Genomic DNA, 14,713 nt, shown 5'->3' with positions numbered 1-14,713 from the left:
GCGGACGGTCACATCCGCTAGGGCATCCTAGGAACCTAGCTGTGATCGAGGAGGCGGGCATGCAGATCAACCCGGGCGCGGCCGAGTTCCCGCACCGGCAGATCGCCGCGCAGCTCAAGGCCCAGGTGCGCCGCGGCGACTGGGGGCCGGGCGAGCGGCTGCCGTCCATCCCGGCCATCGCCGAGATGTTCGGCGTCGCCAAGCAGACCGTGCAGCGCGCCGTCGACCAGCTGCGGGTCGAGGGCATCCTGATCACCAAACCCGGTTCCGGGACGTACGTCCGCGGCACCCGGCGCCGCCTCAACCGCCTCTCCCGGGGGCGGTACGGCGGCTTCCGCGGGTACCACACCGACCTGGCCGCCCGGTACCGGCAACAGCTCGTCTCGGTCGGGCGTGCCCCCGCCCCGCCCGAGGTCGCCGACGCGTTCGGCGTCCCCGACGGCACCGAGCTGCTCTGCCGCCGACACCTGGTGCGCACCGAGGACTCCCCGGTCGAGGTGGGCGCCTCCTGGTTCCTGCCCGCCGACACCGCCGGCACCTCGCTGGAGCGCGCCGAGGCGTTCGGCCGCCCGCTCTACCAGGAGGCCGAGGAGGCCACCGGCCGGCGGTACGTCACCGCGACCGACACGATCAGCGCCCGGCAGCCCAGCCGGGAGGAGGCGGAGATCCTCCAGATCCGCCCCGACACGCCGGTGCTGCACCTGCTGCACGTCGCGTACGACGGGCACCGCAAGCCGATCGAGGTGGCCCAGGCCACCTGGCCCGGCCCGATGACCACCCTCACCGAGGAGTACCGGATCCCCGCCCCGGCGCCGGAGCAGGACCCCGACCCGGGGCTGGTCCTCGGCTGAGGGGCTGCCTCCCGTCGCCGATCCGCGCGGGGAGTCCGCCCAAGTGGACGGCGTCCGGGGCATCGCCGGCCCGGTCCCTTCTGCTAGCTTGCCCGGACGAGAAGTCCGTGAACAGTTCATGTTAGGCAGGCGGCGGAATGTACGTGGTCCTCGCGTGGTTCGGTGAGCGGTTGATTTCGCCGGAGGCGCGGCTTGCCGCGCGAGACCGGGTCGAGGCGGCGCTGGCCACCGTCGCGCCGAAGAGCTACGTACGGCACGAGGTCGGCGGCGACGACTGGGGCGTGACCGTGCTGCACGTCGCCGACCAGGCCCCCTACCGCTGGCCCACGGTCGCCACGGACGGTCCGGTCACGGCCGTGTCGCTCGGGATCCCCGTCGGGGTGGACCCGGCCGGTGGTCCCGCCGCGCTGGCCCGCCGGCTGCTCGCCGGCGAGGACATCCAGCGGACCGTGGTTCCCCCGTTCGGCCTCCTCGCGCTCGACGCGGACCGCCGCTTCGCCGTGCAGCAGGACTGGCTCGGCATGTGCCGACTCTTCACCGGCGCGGCCGACGGGCTCACCGTGTTGTCCAGCCGGCCGAGCCTGGTGGCCGCTTTCCTGCACGGCCGGGCCGAGCCCGACCTCGACGGCTGGCGGTCGTACACCGTCTGCAGCCACTTCGGCGCCGAGCTGTCTCCGGTGCACGGCGCGCGGCTGCTGCGGGCCGGGGAGCGGCTGACGGGGCAGCGCCGCGACGGCGGGGGCTGGTCGATCAACGCCGAGGTGCGGTACGGCGTGGACGACGTGGTCATGGCCGGTTTCGACGCCCAGGGACGGACGGCCGAGGCGCTTGATCTGGCGGCCGAGGCGATCACCCACACCACGAGCAGCTTCCACGATCTGTACGACGCCGAGGTCGACCTGGGGCTCTCCGGCGGCAAGGACTCCCGCCTGATCGCGGCGTCACTCGTCGCCGCCGGCCGGCTGCCCCGGTTCTTCACCAACCGCGACATCCAGGCCGAGGCCGACGTCGCCACGGAGCTCCTGCGGCTGCTGCGGGACAAGCGCGGGCTCGCACCGAGTCACGACCTTCGGCTGAAGAGCGTCCCGGCGCAGGTGGTCAAGATCGGCGTCCAGGAACGCGTCCGGCGGATGCAGCACCGCTTCGACTTCCAGTACCCGTCCACGTACCTGCCGCGCCAGGCCGTTGCGGAGTGGCTGCCGGACGCGATCAGCCCGGCGACGTTCAGCGGTGCCGGCGGTGAGCTCGCCGTCGGCTACTGGTATCCCCCGGCCGGCCAGGACCGCACTCCCGAGGAGTCGGCCGCCGCGAACCTGCTCAGCGCGATCCCGGCCCGCGCGTTCGGCGAGGGCGTCCTCGACGCCGAGCGCGCCCGGATCACCGGGATCCTCGATCACGCGAAGGGCATCGGGGTGCACGACCTGCACCTGGCCGACTACCTCTACCTCGTCGAGCGGGTACGCCGCTGGTACAGCTCCGCCTACACGGTCGGCATGGTCACCCCGTTCCTCACCCCCGGTTTCGTCACCGCCACCTTCGCGCTGACTCCGCAGCAGAAGTACGACCGCCTGGTGCACACCGGGTTGATCGAGCGGCTGGTGCCCGAGTGGTCCGGCGTTCCGTTCGCCACCGCCTACTCGCGCGAGTCGACCGCCGCCAAGGTGTGGCAGGGCGACGGCATCGAGGCGATCGCCGAGCTGGTCGACACGGCGCACGGCCCGATCACCCAGCTCATCCGGCGCGACGAGGTGGTGCGGGCGCTGACCAGAGCGGCTCGCGACCAGGCCACCCAGGCCGACGAGCGCACCCTGCAGCACTTCGCCTGCCTGGCGATGGCCTCCCATGAGCTCGAACCGGCCACCGTCCGACCCGCCACGTCGGCCACCTACCGCCGGGTCACCGCACCGCCGAAGGCCCCCACCGTGCGGTCGAAGCTGGTGAGCCGCACGCAGTGGATCAAGAAGAGCCGGCTGGGCCGGCGGCTCTGGAACGTGGCGCGCCGGCAGGTGCGGGCCCGCCGCCCCGGCTGAGCCGGGGCGGCGGCGCCGCGTCGCGGGCCGGGCCAGGGATCAGAGGCGGATGCCGAGAAGCGCGTCGACCGTGTCGGCGAAGAGCTTCGGGGCGGCCGGGTCGTCGGCGACGCCGGCGAGGGCGCGCTCGACCCAGGCGTCGACCACCGCCAGGGCGCCCGGGGAGTCGAGGTCGTCGGCGAGGCGCTCGCGTACCCCCGCCAGCAACGCCTCGCCCGACGGCCCGGCCGGGGCGGCGGCGGCCAGCCGCCAGCGGCCCAGCCGCTCCTGCGCGCCCGTCAACAGGTCGTCGGTCCACGAACGGTCGTCGCGGTAGTGCCCGCTCATCAGGGCCAGCCGGACCGCCATCGGGTCCACCCGGTCGGCCCGCAGCCGGGACACGAAGACCAGGTTCCCCCGGGACTTCGACATCTTCTCGCCGTCCAGGCCGATCATGCCGGCGTGGACGTAGTGGCCGGCGAACGGCGCCTGCCCGGTCAGCCGCTCGGCGTGCGCCGCGGAGCACTCGTGGTGCGGGTAGAGCAGGTCGTTGCCGCCGCCCTGCACGTCGACGCGGTCGCCGAGCAGGTTCAGCGCGATCACCGCACACTCGATGTGCCAGCCGGGACGGCCCGGGCCCAGGTCCCCGCCGGGCCAGGACGGCTCGTCCTCGCGGGCACCCCGCCACAGCAACGGGTCGAGCGGGTCACGCTTGCCGGCGCGGCCCGGGTCACCGCCGCGCTCCGGGAAGATCTCCAGCATCTGCTCCCGGCTGAGGTTCGACTCGTAGCCGAAGCGCGGCGCGGCGGAGATGTCGAAGTAGACGTCGCCCGTGCCGTCGTCCAGCCGGTACGCGGCGCCGTCCTTCAACAGCACGAGGACCTTCTCGGCGATGTCCGGGATCGACTCCACCGCACCGACGTAGTGCGCCGGCGGGATGATCCGCAGCACCTCCATGTCCTCCCGGAACAGGGCGGTCTCCCGCATCGCCAGGACCTTCCAGTCCTCGCCGTCGCGGGCCGCGCGCTCCAGCAGCGGATCGTCGATGTCCGTGACGTTCTGCACGTACGTCACGTCCAGCCCGGCGTCCCGCCACACCCGCTGCAACAGGTCGAACGTGATCATCGTGGCGGCGTGCCCGAGGTGCGTGGCGTCGTACGGCGTGATGCCGCAGACGTACATCGTGCCCCTGCCGGCCGGCGTGCTGGGGGCCCTGCCCTGCCGCGCCGAGTCGAACAACACCAGCGGCCGGCCCCGACCCGGCAGCCGCGGCACCTCATGCCCCGCCCAAGACTCCATGACCGCCAGCCTAACCAGCCGGCGGACGCCTCCGGGCCACGCCACGGGTGATCAACGCGACAACGCTCACATGGGCGGCCAGGGCACCGCCGGCCACTCCTGCGGGGGCAGCGGGAACCGCCCACCGCCGCGCAGCCGCTCGACCCGGGCCGCCAGCTCGCCGATCTCACCGAGCGTCAGGTGGTCGGCCAGCTCCTCGCCGAGGTCGCCGGCGAGCCGCCCGGTGAGCGCGTCGAGCATCTCCACCGCGTCCGGCGGCAGCTCCCGGCCCGCCCAGCCCCACAGGACCGTGCGCAGCTTCTCCTCCACGTGGAAGCTCACGCCGTGGTCCACGCCGTAGATCCGGTCGTCCGGGCCGACCAGCACGTGCCCGCCCTTGCGGTCGGCGTTGTTGATGACCGCGTCGAGCACGGCGAGCCGGGCCAGCCGCGGGTCGTCGGCGTGGGCGAGCGCGTACGGGGTGCCGTCGTCGTCCCGGGCCGCCGCGACCGGAAACCACCGGGGTGGCAGCGCCGAGGCCGGCACGAACCCGATCAGCGGCTCCGACCCGGCCGGCTCGTCGATCCAGAGCTGGCAGGAACCCGGACCGAACGGCCCGTCACGCAGCACCGTCGGCGGCACCAGGTCCCACCCGGTGGCCCGGGACACCAGGTACGCGGCGACCTCCCGCCCGGCGAGCGTGCCGTCCGGGAAGTCCCACAGGGGTCGCTCCCCCCGGACCGGCTTGTAGACACACCGGGCGGTCACCCCGTCCAGGGTCAGCACGCCCCGCAGGGTGGTGTTGGAGGCGTCGACCAGCCGCCCCTCCAGGTCCAGCGTGCCGTCCCGGAGCAGCCGGAGCGCCGCGTCGCCGTCCTGGCGGGGTTGCAGGTCGGACGAGGTCACCGGTGATAGCCGTTGTGGCGCGGGCAGAGGTGACCGGCCGGGTCCAGTGGCTGGCCGCACAGCGGGCACGGCGGACGGCCGGCGTTGACCACCCGCCGGGCCCGCTCGATGAACTCCCGGGTCGCCTCCGGCGTCAGCCGCACCCGGAGCCGGTCCAGGTCGTCGTCCGGCTCCTCGTCGGGCTCCTCGTCGTCCGGCTCGCCCAGCTCGACCTCGGCCTCCGTCTCACCGACGGCGATCGCCTCGATCACGACCGTCTCGGTGTCGACGTCGAAGGCCAGCCCCAGCGTGCCGACCCGGAACTCCTCGTCGACAGGCGTGTCCAGCGGGTCGTTGTCGCCGACGGACACGCTCGGCTCGGGCACCTTCACCCCGAACCGGCGCTGCGCCTCGGCGAGCAGCTCCTCGAGCTTCTCCGCCAGCAGCGAGACCTGGACCTTCTCCAGCGCGACGCTGACCAGCCGGCCGCCGCCGCGCGCCTGGAGGAAGAACGTGCGATCCCCCGGCGGCCCGACGGTCCCGGCGACGAACCGCTCCGGCGGCTCGAACGCGTGCACCTGGTGGGTCATGCCTCGACCCTATCCGGCGTACCCACGCAGCGCGCACCCCACCGACCCGAATCGCCGCTCCCGGCACACCGCACGCACCGGCCGCCGCCGCACCCGCTCGGCGTCACCGGACCGCCGATCCCGCGCCGCCGCCGACCGCCGCGTCCGAGTCGGCCGCGCGGCCGGCCCGCCGGCGCCGCTTCGGCGGCGGCGGGACCAGCGCCGCCAGGTCGCCGCCGGTGTCGTTGAGCCGCATCAGGAACGGCCGCAGCGGCGTGTAACGGATCGCCGTGATCGACGCCGGGTCCGCGACGATGCGCTGAAAGAGATCCAGGTGTACGCCGAGCGCGTCCGCCACGATCGCCTTGATCACGTCGCCGTGGGTGCAGGCCAGCCACACCGCCTCCGGACCGTGCTCGGCGGTCACCCGGGCGTCCCAGGTACGCACCGCGGCGACCGCTCGCGCCGCCATGGCCGCCATCGCCTCCCCGCCCGGGAAGACGGCGGCGCTGGGATGCTGCTGCACGACCGGCCAGAGCGGCTCCTTCGCCAGCTTCTTCAGCGGCTGTCCCTCCCAGCTGCCGTACCCGCACTCGATCAGCCCCTCCTCGACCGCCGCGGCGGCCTCCGGCAGCGCCAGGTCCAGCGTCTGCCGGCAGCGGATCAGCGGACTGGTCACCACCGCCGCCAGGGGAACCGGCTTCAGCCGGTCGCCGACCGCGGCGGCCTGGGCACGGCCGGTCTCGTCCAACTCGACCGGCTGCCGCCCGGCCAGCCCTCCGTCCGCGTTCGCGGTCGTCCGGCCGTGTCGCAGAAGCAGAAGGGTCGCCACGGTGACCAGCGTAGGCGTCGGGTCGGCTCGCGGCCGATCGGCGGCGGACGGCTCGCTGATCAGATGATGCTGTGCCGGTCTCCAACAGCCGAACAGACCGGCCCGGCATCATCTGATCATGGCTTCCCGGCGCCCCGAGGAGCCACTGCCGGCGTTCCTCAGGTGGCGCTGATCGTGCCGGTCATCAGCAGGGCGAGCACAAGCGTGCCGAGGGCCACCCGGTACAGCACGAAGACGTACAGGGTGTGGTGGGCGACGAAGCGCAGCAGCCAGGCGATGGCGGCGTACCCGACCCCGAACGCGATGATCGTGGCCACGATCATCTGGGCGCCGCTCGGAACCGACGTGCCCGGCGCGGCCGGCGCGAAGACGTCACCGATGCTGAAGATGCCGGACATGACCACGGCCGGGATGGCCAGCAGGAACGAGTACCGGGCCGCCGTCTCCCGGGTCAGGTTGAGCAGCAGGCCGGCGGTGAGCGTACCGCCGGACCGGGACACCCCGGGGATCAGCGCCATCGCCTGGGCGAAGCCCATGACGACGCCGTCGCGCATCCGGAAGTTCTCCAGGGTGCGGGTCTGCCGGCCCCAGTACTCGGCGAACGCCAGGACGAACGCGAACACGATCAGGGTGGTGGCGACCAGCCACAGGTTACGGGCGGTCTCCCGGATCTGGTCCTTGAACAGGAACCCGAACACGCCGATCGGGAGCGAGCCGACGATGACGTACCAGCCCATCCGGTAGTCGAGGCTGCCGCGTACCGAGCGGTCCCAGATGCCGACGATCCAGGTACGGGTGATCCGCCAGATGTCCTTGGCGAAGTAGAGCAGCACCGCCGCCTCGGTGCCGAGCTGCGTGACGGCGGTGAAGGACGCCCCGGCGTCGCGTTCGAAGAAGATCGCCGAGGTGATCCGCAGGTGCCCGGAGGAGCTGATCGGCAGGAACTCGGTGAGCCCCTGCACGATGCCCAGGACGATGGCTTCGACCCAGGTCACTCCCCGACTCCCGCAAGGTCGAGCGCCTCGGCGACGGTACGCAGGGTCTGCACGCCGCTGTCCCGGTCGGCGGCGAACAGGGTCACCGACAGGGTGGTGACGCCGGCGGCGGCGTACTCCCGCATCCGCTCGGCGATGCGCTCCTTGGGGCCCAGCAGCGACGTGCGGTCGATGAACTCCATCGGCACGGCCGCGGCGGCGTCGCGCTGCCGCTTGGCGAGGTAGAGGTCCTGCACCTCGCGGGCCGCGTCGCCGTACCCCATGCGAGTGGCGAGCTGGTTGTAGAAGTTCTGCTGCCGGCTGCCCATGCCGCCCACGTAGAGGGCCGCGTACCAGCGGACCAGTTCGGCGCAGGAGGCGATGTCGTCACCGACGACGACCGGCACCGACGGCACCACGTCGAAGCCGGCGAGTTCCTTGCCGGCCCTGGCCCGGCCGGCGCGGACGCTGGCGAGTTGCTCCTCGGCGAACTCGGGGGCGTAGAAGACCGCCAGCCAGCCGTCGGCGATCTCGCCGGCGAGTTCCAGGTTCTTCGGGCCGACGGCGGCGAGGTAGATCGGGATGTGCTCGCGTGGGGGATGGAAGCCGAGGCGCAGCGCCTTGCCCGGCCCGTCGGGCAGCGGCAGCGTGTAGAACTCGCCGTCGTAGCTGACCTCCTTGCGGCCGATCGCCAGCTTCACGATGTCGACGAACTCGCGGGTCCGGGCGAGGGGCTTGCCGAACCGCACGCCGTGCCAGCCCTCGGAGACCTGCGGCCCGGACACGCCGAGGCCGAGCCGGAACCGGCCGCCGGAGAGCGCGTCGATGGTCGCGGCGGTCATCGCGGTCATCGCCGGCGTACGCCCGGGGATCTGCATCACGGCGCTGCCGAGGTCGATCCGTTCGGTCTGGCCAGCCATCCAGGCGAGCATGCTCGGCGAGTCGGAGCCGTAGGCCTCCGCGGCCCACACCACCGAGTAGCCGAGCCGGTCGGCCTCCTGGGCGAGGGCCAGGTGGTCGGCCGGCGTGCTCCACGCCGTCTGGTATCCGAGGCTGAGCCCGAGTCGCACTAGGTCCTCCCCCATTCGCAGCACAGGTCGCATCAGGTTACGCAATGCCGTGGCCGCACCCGATCACCGGCTCACGCAAAACCGGCGGGAGCGCGACGGCGACGACCCGGGCGAGCGGATCGGCGGGCTGGCCGGCAGACTTGGCGGCAGCGAGGATATCGGTGCGGCCCCCGTTGGAAATAAGGTTCAGCCATGCAACAGCGACCGCTCGGCCGAAGCGGGCTGGCGGTTTCGCGGCTCGCGCTCGGCACCATGACCTGGGGCCGGGACACCGACGCCGACGACGCGGCGGCCCAGCTGAAGAGTTACCTGGACGCGGGCGGCAACCTGATCGACACCGCCGACGTCTACGGTGACGGCGACGCCGAGTCGGTCATCGGGTCACTGCTGGGCACGCTCGTCCCGCGCGAGGAGTTGCTGATCGCCACGAAGGCGGGACTGCGCCCGGGCAGCGGCCGGCGCCGCGACGGCTCCCGGGGGCACCTGCTGCGCACGCTGGACGCCTCACTGCGCCGGCTCGGCACCGACCACGTCGACCTGTTCCAGGTGCACGGCTACGACCCGGACACGCCGCTGGAGGAGACCCTGGCGGCGTTGGACCACGCGGTGGCCAGCGGGCGGGTCCGCTACGTCGGGGTGTCGAACTTCTCCGGCTGGCAGACGGCCCGGGCGGCCGCCTGGCAGACGGCCTGGCCGGGCCGGGCTCCGGTGGTGGCCGCCCAGGTGGAGTACTCGCTGCTGGAGCGCGGCATCGAGCGGGAGGTGCTGCCGGCCTGCGAGGCCCTGGGGCTCGGGGTGCTGCCCTGGTCGCCGCTGGGCCGGGGGGTGCTCACCGGCAAGTACCGGCACGGCCGTCCGGCCGACTCCCGGGCGGCCTCGCCGCACTTCGAGCGGTTCGTCGCCACCTACCTGGAGCCGCGCTGCTCGGCCATCGTCGAGGCGGTCGCCACCGCCGCGGGCGGTCTCGGTGTCTCCCCGCTGGAGGTGGCGCTGGCCTGGGTCCGCGACCGGCCGGGCGTCGTCGCGCCGATCCTGGGGGCGCGGACGGTGGGGCAGCTGCTCGGTGCGCTCCAGGTGGAGCGGATGACGCTGCCGGAGGAGATCACCACGGCGCTCGACGACGTCTCCGCCGTCCCGGTCGGCTACCCGGAGCGCGACTTCTGACGTCCCGTCCGACCTGGGCCGGCGCCGCGCGGGCGGCACCGATCCGGCGGTACGCGGGCAGCGGCGCGACTCACCACCGCGGGGGTGGCGCCGGGGCCGCCGGGCTGGGCAGCATAGGGCACATGGACTACGAATACGCGCCGCTGCGGTTGCCACCGAATGTCGACCGGTTGACCGCCGCGGCGCAGCTGGCGATCCAGGCGGAGTTCTCCGGGTGGGAGTTGGCCCGGGTCCGGTTGTTCCGGGACGGGACGCGGCAGGTGATGTTGCGTCGCCGCCGGGTCAACCAGCCCCAGCCCGGCCTGTCGTACTAGGTCCGGCGTCCCCGGGAGCCGACCGGCCTGGCCGGCCCCGGGAAGCCTGCTGCGCACGGGTGCGCGGGTGACGGCCCTAGTGGGCGTGGTCGTGCTCCTCGTCGTCGAGTTCGAGGAACGGGTGCTCGTCGAGGCGGCCGACCAGCCGGTCGTCGGGAGCGGGCTGGAACGGCCCGACCGGGTCGTCGTCGTCGAACGACTCCAGGTCGACCGGGGTGCCGACCTCGCTGACCATCACGACGCCGTCGAGCGGTTCCAGCTCCGGGACGTCCAACGCGGCGAGCGAGCCGTCGCCGCTCTGCAGCAGCTCCAGCACCGCCTCGCCGACCCCCTCGACGGGCGCCGGCTCGTCCTCCGCGGGGGTGCCCTCGCGACGGGCCGCCTCGGCGGCGCGGATGAGCGCCGCGATGCTGGGCACCCGGTAGTCGCGGCGCTGCCGCACCGAGATCACCCGTGGGTGCGGGTCGGTGGCCTCCACCTCGTCGAGCCCACCGAAGCGCCGGTCGGCCTCGTCCGGGTCGATCGCCTGCACGTCCCAGGGGGTGACCTCGCCGAAGGCGTCCATCAGTTGCTCGTCGTAGGCGTACGACGCGTTGTTCAACGCCACGTACGCCTGCCAGACGTCGTCGTCGTCGATGCGGCCCTGCGCGGCGCGTACGGCGGCCAGGTGGTGGCGGGCCGCCTCGATCACGCGTTCGAGGGCGGCGTCCAGCTCACCGTGCTGGTCGGTCATGTGAGGCGTCCCTTCGGTGTTCGGGAGGTGCCGCGCCGGAAATCGGACGCGGCTCAGCAGGTACGGAGGAAACGGTCGAGAACCCGCACGCCGAACTGTAGTCCGTCCACCGGAACCCGCTCGTCGATGCCGTGGAACAGCGCGGAGAAGTTCAGGTCGGCGGGCAGTCGCAGCGGCGCGAAGCCGAAACAGCGGATGCCGAGCTGGGAGAACGCCTTCGCGTCGGTGCCGCCGGAGAGCATGTACGGCACCGGGCGGGCGCCCGGGTCCTCGGCGCGCAGCGCGGCGGACATCGCCTCGACGAGGTCACCGTCGAAGGTGGTCTCGAGGGCCGGCTGGCGCTGCACGTACTCGATGGCGATGTCCGGGCCGACCAGCTCGCGCACCTGCTGCTCCAGCAGCTCCGACTGCCCGGGCAGGCTGCGGCAGTCGATGGTGGCGGTGGCCCGCCCCGGGATCACGTTGTCCTTGTACCCGGCGGCGAGGCGGGTCGGGTTGGCGGTGTTGCGAACGGTCGCGCCGACGATGTTGGCGATCGGGCCGAGCTTCGCGATCGCGGTCTCCGGGTCGTCCGGGTCCAGCCCGATGCCGAGCACGTCCGACACCTGCTCCAGGAACGCCCGCACGGTGTCGGTCATGACGATCGGGAAGCGGTGCCGGCCGACCCGGGCGACCGCCTCGGCGAGGGCGGTGACGGCGTTGTCGTCGTGGATCATCGAGCCGTGCCCGGGGCGCCCCTTGGCGTGCAGGCGCAGCCAGTCGATGCCCTTCTGGGCGGTCTCGATGAGGTAGAGCCGCCGGGTGTCGTCGACGGTGTACGAGAATCCGCCGACCTCGCCGATGGCCTCGGTGCAGCCCTCGAAGAGGTCCGGGTGGCGCGACACGAGGAAGTGCGCGCCGTAGTCGCTGCCGGCCTCCTCGTCGGCGGTGTACGCGAGGACGATGTCCCGGGGCGGTCGGACGCCGGTGCGCTGCCAGTGCCGCACCACGGCGAGCACCATCGCGTCGAAGTCCTTCATGTCGATGGCGCCCCGGCCCCAGAGGTAGCCGTCGCGCAGCTCACCGGAGAAGGGATGCACCGACCACTCGTCGGCGTCGGCGGGCACGACGTCGAGGTGGCCGTGCACGAGCAGGGCGGGCCGGGCGGGGTCGGTGCCGGGGATGCGGGCGACCACGTTGGCCCGGCCGGGGGCCGACTCGCGGATCGCCGACTCGACGCCGACCTCGGCGAGCTTCTCCGCCACGTACTCGGCGGCGCGGCGCTCACCGGCGCTCGTGTCGTTGTCGCCGGTGTTGGTGGTGTCGATGCGCAGCAGGTCCCGGCAGAGGTCGACGACCTCGTCGGTGGGCGCGCGGTGGGCGGAGGCGCTCGTCATTGCCCCTTCATACCAGCCGGGTGATCCGTCGGCTCCCCCCGGCCGGTCGGGGCGCGGTTTCGTCGCGAGCGGGTTCGGGTACCGCCGCTCGCGACACCGCCGGACGCCCGCCCGGGCACCGCCGGCCGTACCGTCAGGAGCGCGCCGTGACCGTTCCCCTGCCCCCGCTGCCGCCCACCGGCGAGGACGAGCACTACCGGCCGGGTGGGCGCAGCATCGCCGACATCGTCGACGCGGAGCACCGCGAGCTGTGCGGGCTGGTCGACCGGTTGACCGGCGCGGACCCGCGGCCGGAGGGCGGCCTGGAGGTGCTCACCGCGGCGCTGTCGCGGCACCTGTCCGCCGAGGAGCAGTACCTGCTGCCGGCGGTGCGGGCCGCCCGTCCGGAGGACGCCGGCCGGGTCGACCGGGCGCTCGACGCGGACCGGGAGCTGCTTGCCGCCCTGACGGAGTTGACCCCTGACCGGCTGCCGGACGTCGCGCAGCGCGTCCGGCGGCACGTGGCGGCGGTCGGCGAGCTGGTACGGGACCTGCGGGAGGTGGCCACCGCCGAGGAGCTGATCCGGCTGGGCAACCGCCTGGAGATCGCCGAGGAGGCGGCGCCGACCCGGCCGCACCCGGGCACCCCGGCCACGCCGCCCTGGAACAAGATCGTCGAACCGGCCGTGGGCGTGGTCGACAAGCTGCGCGACGCGGTGGCCGGCCGGCCGACGCGGCTGTCCGATCTGACCGAACGACCGCCTGCCTGAGTGGTCCTGCACACATCGTCAATCGTTGATCCGTCCGAACCCTTCCCCCGGCCGCCGCCCGGCCCTACCGTCGGTCTATGAACCTGGAGCTCCGCCACCTCCGGGTGGTCTGCGCGATCGCCGAGACGGGCAGCGTGACCAAGGCGGCCTCGACACTGGGCCTGGCCCAGCCGGCGCTGACCGCCCAGCTCCAGCGCATCGAACGCACCCTCGGTGGCCCGCTGTTCGAGCGCGACCGGCGGGGCGCCCGCCCCACCGCGCTGGGCGAGCTGGTGCTCGCCCGGGCCCGCGTGCTGCTGCCCGCGATGAAGGGCCTGCAGGACGAGGCGGCCCGGCTGGCCGGCGCCGGGGACGCCCCGCGCCGCTACCGGTTCGGCGGGGTGAACAGCCCCATCCTCGGCCGGATGGTGCACCGGCTCGCCGCCGAGCAGCCGCACGCGCAGATCACCACGTACGCGTCCTGGTCGGCGGACGAGCTGGCCCAGCTCGTCGCCGGCGGCCGGCTGGACTTCGCGCTCAGCGGCGTCTGCGGTGACGCCAGCCCGTCGGGCGAGTTCGGGCTGTGCTGGCGGGAGGTGTCGATCGACCCGGTGCACGTGCTGCTGCCGGAGGCCCATCCCCTGGCCGACCGGGACGAGGTCCGGCTGGCGGACCTGCGGCACGAGCAGTGGGTGGCGGCGCCGGGCGACGGCTGCTTCGGGGACTGCTTCGCGGCCGCCTGCGCCCGCGCCGGCTTCACCCCGCGCAAGGTGTACGAGGCGGACGTGCGCGGCTGCCTGGACCTGGTGGACGCGGGCGAGGCGATCGCGCTGTGCCAGGCCACCTTCCGTCCGATCGCCGGCCTGGTGACCCGGCGGCTGGCCGGGATACCGCTGCGGTGGCGGCTGATGCTCGGCTGGCACCCCGACGCGCCCGCCGCCCGGGTCGCCGACCGGGTGCTGGAGACCGCGCTGGCCGCGTACGCCGACTCGTTGGCGGCGCACCCGGCGTACCTGGCCTGGCTGTTGCGCAACCCGGGTTTCGGGGCGCGGGGCGGCCCGAGCGCGGCCGGACCGGTCCACGGGGTGCGAACGGCGTGACGCCGGGTATCAGGCGGGCATGACCGATCTGTACCCCGCCGCCGACGACCGCGAGCTCCTGCGGCAGGCCGCCGCCGCGCACACCGCCGCCGTCCGGGACGTGGAGGCGTTCCTGCGGCGCCTGCCGGACGTGCCCGGTCCGGCCGACGTCACCGAGTACGCCAACCTGCTCACCCGGGAGGAGCAGACCCGGGCCGACCGGGAGGCGGCCGTCGACGCGGCCGGCCTGACCATCGCCAGCCTGGAGTCCGACCAGGGCTGAGCACGCCGCGGCGGCGCCCGGGTCGCCGGGCGCCGCCGTGCCGCTGGGTCAGCGCTCCACGAGCACGTCGTGGCCCAGGTCCAGAAGGGCGTGCCGCCACTCGTCGTCGGCGTTTCCGCGTGGTGGTTTCGCGTCGAGGAGGTTCTCGATCTCGCCGATCGTGTCCCGCATCGTCTCGATGTCGTCGCGGGTCAGGTCGACCTTGCGCTTGGTGAGCACGCGCAGGACGTGCCGGCCGGGCTCGGGCAGGCCGAGGTCGGGGTCCGGTCCGAAGGACTCCTCGCCGGAGCCCCGGGTGAGCAGCCACTGCCGCAGCTTCTCGGACGGCACGTTCACCCGCTCGTGGAAGCTGTCCCACAGCTCCTCCACCTCCGGGTCGAGCCGCTGCTCGCGTACCATCAGCCCTCCTCTCGCCGGCGACGGTCGGCCGCCGCCGGGTCCGGCTCGTCGCTCTGCTGGCCCAGGCCTTCCGGCGGCACCTGCACCCGCGCGGGGTTCGCCGTCGGCGGCGCCACGATCGGATCGGTCCGTTCGGCGTTCTCCTGGGTCTCCTCGGGTTCGGTCATCG

General features: G+C 73.7%; 17 protein-coding genes. 7 read left to right on the top strand and 10 right to left on the bottom strand.

The genetic code is table 11. The features are described from left to right. Positions 1 to 59: 59 nt before the first annotated feature. The gene (locus ABTW87_RS19510) at positions 60 to 851 is read left to right on the top strand and encodes a GntR family transcriptional regulator (protein ID WP_350652234.1); all 792 of its coding nucleotides are present in this window, start codon (positions 60 to 62) and stop codon (positions 849 to 851) included. 137 nt (positions 852 to 988) lie between these two features. Continuing rightward, entirely contained in the window at positions 989 to 2,881 is a 1,893-nt protein-coding gene (locus ABTW87_RS19505) for a hypothetical protein (protein ID WP_350652233.1), read from the top strand. Between the two features lie 39 nt (positions 2,882 to 2,920). Here the strand turns inward: ABTW87_RS19505 and mshC are convergent, their stop codons facing one another. The 6 genes from mshC to ABTW87_RS19475 form a co-directional block, all read right to left on the bottom strand. Next, positions 2,921 to 4,159 carry a cysteine--1-D-myo-inosityl 2-amino-2-deoxy-alpha-D-glucopyranoside ligase gene (gene mshC / locus ABTW87_RS19500; protein ID WP_350652232.1) on the bottom strand — a complete coding sequence of 413 codons (1,239 nt, stop codon included), beginning with the start codon at positions 4,157 to 4,159 and terminating at the stop codon, positions 2,921 to 2,923. 66 nt (positions 4,160 to 4,225) lie between these two features. Beyond that, the gene (locus ABTW87_RS19495; RefSeq protein ID WP_350652231.1) at positions 4,226 to 5,044 is read right to left on the bottom strand and encodes an SCO1664 family protein; all 819 of its coding nucleotides are present in this window, start codon (positions 5,042 to 5,044) and stop codon (positions 4,226 to 4,228) included. Then, the gene (locus tag ABTW87_RS19490; protein ID WP_350652230.1) at positions 5,041 to 5,613 is read right to left on the bottom strand and encodes a DUF3090 domain-containing protein; all 573 of its coding nucleotides are present in this window, start codon (positions 5,611 to 5,613) and stop codon (positions 5,041 to 5,043) included. The genes ABTW87_RS19495 and ABTW87_RS19490 overlap by 4 nt, the downstream gene beginning before the upstream one ends. Before the next feature lie 103 nt (positions 5,614 to 5,716). Then, positions 5,717 to 6,433, bottom strand: a complete 717-nt coding sequence (locus ABTW87_RS19485) for an MSMEG_4193 family putative phosphomutase (protein WP_350652264.1) — start codon at positions 6,431 to 6,433, stop codon at positions 5,717 to 5,719. Between the two features lie 149 nt (positions 6,434 to 6,582). Then, complete coding sequence (locus ABTW87_RS19480; RefSeq protein ID WP_350652229.1) at positions 6,583 to 7,419, bottom strand: undecaprenyl-diphosphate phosphatase; 837 nt, start codon at positions 7,417 to 7,419, stop codon at positions 6,583 to 6,585. Beyond that, positions 7,416 to 8,468, bottom strand: coding sequence for an LLM class F420-dependent oxidoreductase (locus ABTW87_RS19475; RefSeq protein WP_350652228.1), 1,053 nt, complete (start codon positions 8,466 to 8,468; stop codon positions 7,416 to 7,418). Before ABTW87_RS19475 ends, ABTW87_RS19480 begins: the two co-directional genes overlap by 4 nt. 192 nt (positions 8,469 to 8,660) lie before the next feature. Here ABTW87_RS19475 and ABTW87_RS19470 point away from each other — a divergent pair, with 192 nt between their 5' ends. Both ABTW87_RS19470 and ABTW87_RS19465 read left to right on the top strand, forming a co-directional pair. After that, a complete protein-coding gene (locus ABTW87_RS19470) occupies positions 8,661 to 9,632 on the top strand; it encodes an aldo/keto reductase (RefSeq protein WP_350652227.1) in 972 nt (323 codons plus the stop codon). Between the two features lie 122 nt (positions 9,633 to 9,754). Beyond that, positions 9,755 to 9,946 (top strand): DUF5703 family protein, encoded by a 192-nt coding sequence (locus ABTW87_RS19465; RefSeq protein ID WP_039906151.1) that lies wholly within the window; start codon positions 9,755 to 9,757, stop codon positions 9,944 to 9,946. 76 nt (positions 9,947 to 10,022) lie between these two features. On the opposite strand, the gene ABTW87_RS19460 is transcribed toward ABTW87_RS19465, so the two are convergent. Further along, the gene (locus ABTW87_RS19460) at positions 10,023 to 10,679 is read right to left on the bottom strand and encodes a hypothetical protein (protein ID WP_350652226.1); all 657 of its coding nucleotides are present in this window, start codon (positions 10,677 to 10,679) and stop codon (positions 10,023 to 10,025) included. Between the two features lie 53 nt (positions 10,680 to 10,732). Next, entirely contained in the window at positions 10,733 to 12,055 is a 1,323-nt protein-coding gene (locus ABTW87_RS19455; RefSeq protein ID WP_350652225.1) for a M20/M25/M40 family metallo-hydrolase, read from the bottom strand. Positions 12,056 to 12,201: 146 nt separating this feature from the next. On the opposite strand from ABTW87_RS19455, the gene ABTW87_RS19450 reads away from it, so the two are divergent. The 3 genes from ABTW87_RS19450 (at position 12,202) to ABTW87_RS19440 (ending at position 14,145) form a co-directional block, all read left to right on the top strand. After that, complete coding sequence (locus ABTW87_RS19450) at positions 12,202 to 12,804, top strand: hemerythrin domain-containing protein (RefSeq protein WP_350652224.1); 603 nt, start codon at positions 12,202 to 12,204, stop codon at positions 12,802 to 12,804. A gap of 77 nt (positions 12,805 to 12,881) precedes the next feature. Continuing rightward, positions 12,882 to 13,883 carry a LysR family transcriptional regulator gene (locus ABTW87_RS19445; protein WP_350652223.1) on the top strand — a complete coding sequence of 334 codons (1,002 nt, stop codon included), beginning with the start codon at positions 12,882 to 12,884 and terminating at the stop codon, positions 13,881 to 13,883. A 19-nt stretch (positions 13,884 to 13,902) separates the two neighbouring features. Continuing rightward, complete coding sequence (locus ABTW87_RS19440) at positions 13,903 to 14,145, top strand: hypothetical protein (protein ID WP_350652222.1); 243 nt, start codon at positions 13,903 to 13,905, stop codon at positions 14,143 to 14,145. 48 nt (positions 14,146 to 14,193) lie between these two features. On the opposite strand, the gene ABTW87_RS19435 is transcribed toward ABTW87_RS19440, so the two are convergent. Beyond that, positions 14,194 to 14,544 carry a DUF3140 domain-containing protein gene (locus ABTW87_RS19435; protein ID WP_350652221.1) on the bottom strand — a complete coding sequence of 117 codons (351 nt, stop codon included), beginning with the start codon at positions 14,542 to 14,544 and terminating at the stop codon, positions 14,194 to 14,196. Next, complete coding sequence (locus tag ABTW87_RS19430; RefSeq protein WP_350652220.1) at positions 14,544 to 14,711, bottom strand: hypothetical protein; 168 nt, start codon at positions 14,709 to 14,711, stop codon at positions 14,544 to 14,546. The genes ABTW87_RS19435 and ABTW87_RS19430 overlap by 1 nt, the downstream gene beginning before the upstream one ends. Positions 14,712 to 14,713: the final 2 nt, after the last annotated feature.

Origin of the sequence: Micromonospora sp. NPDC126480, from assembly GCF_040302465.1 — a bacterium.
Classification (GTDB): Bacteria; Actinomycetota; Actinomycetes; order Mycobacteriales; family Micromonosporaceae; genus Micromonospora.
Note: the sequence above shows the minus strand (reverse complement) of the source record. Positions and strands in the feature narration are given on the sequence as shown.

What these genes read in the sequence shown, in the direction of transcription:
- ABTW87_RS19460 (WP_350652226.1), bottom strand. Translation starts at nt 10,679, where the DNA reads ATGACCGACCAGCACGGTGAGCTGGACGCCGCCCTCGAACGCGTGATC.
- ABTW87_RS19435 (WP_350652221.1), bottom strand. Translation starts at nt 14,544, where the DNA reads ATGGTACGCGAGCAGCGGCTCGACCCGGAGGTGGAGGAGCTGTGGGAC.
- ABTW87_RS19455 (WP_350652225.1), bottom strand. Translation starts at nt 12,055, where the DNA reads ATGACGAGCGCCTCCGCCCACCGCGCGCCCACCGACGAGGTCGTCGAC.
- ABTW87_RS19510 (WP_350652234.1), top strand. Translation starts at nt 60, where the DNA reads ATGCAGATCAACCCGGGCGCGGCCGAGTTCCCGCACCGGCAGATCGCC.
- ABTW87_RS19465 (WP_039906151.1), top strand. Translation starts at nt 9,755, where the DNA reads ATGGACTACGAATACGCGCCGCTGCGGTTGCCACCGAATGTCGACCGG.
- mshC (WP_350652232.1), bottom strand. Translation starts at nt 4,159, where the DNA reads ATGGAGTCTTGGGCGGGGCATGAGGTGCCGCGGCTGCCGGGTCGGGGC.
- ABTW87_RS19430 (WP_350652220.1), bottom strand. Translation starts at nt 14,711, where the DNA reads ATGACCGAACCCGAGGAGACCCAGGAGAACGCCGAACGGACCGATCCG.
- ABTW87_RS19440 (WP_350652222.1), top strand. Translation starts at nt 13,903, where the DNA reads ATGACCGATCTGTACCCCGCCGCCGACGACCGCGAGCTCCTGCGGCAG.
- ABTW87_RS19490 (WP_350652230.1), bottom strand. Translation starts at nt 5,613, where the DNA reads ATGACCCACCAGGTGCACGCGTTCGAGCCGCCGGAGCGGTTCGTCGCC.
- ABTW87_RS19445 (WP_350652223.1), top strand. Translation starts at nt 12,882, where the DNA reads ATGAACCTGGAGCTCCGCCACCTCCGGGTGGTCTGCGCGATCGCCGAG.
- ABTW87_RS19505 (WP_350652233.1), top strand. Translation starts at nt 989, where the DNA reads ATGTACGTGGTCCTCGCGTGGTTCGGTGAGCGGTTGATTTCGCCGGAG.
- ABTW87_RS19470 (WP_350652227.1), top strand. Translation starts at nt 8,661, where the DNA reads ATGCAACAGCGACCGCTCGGCCGAAGCGGGCTGGCGGTTTCGCGGCTC.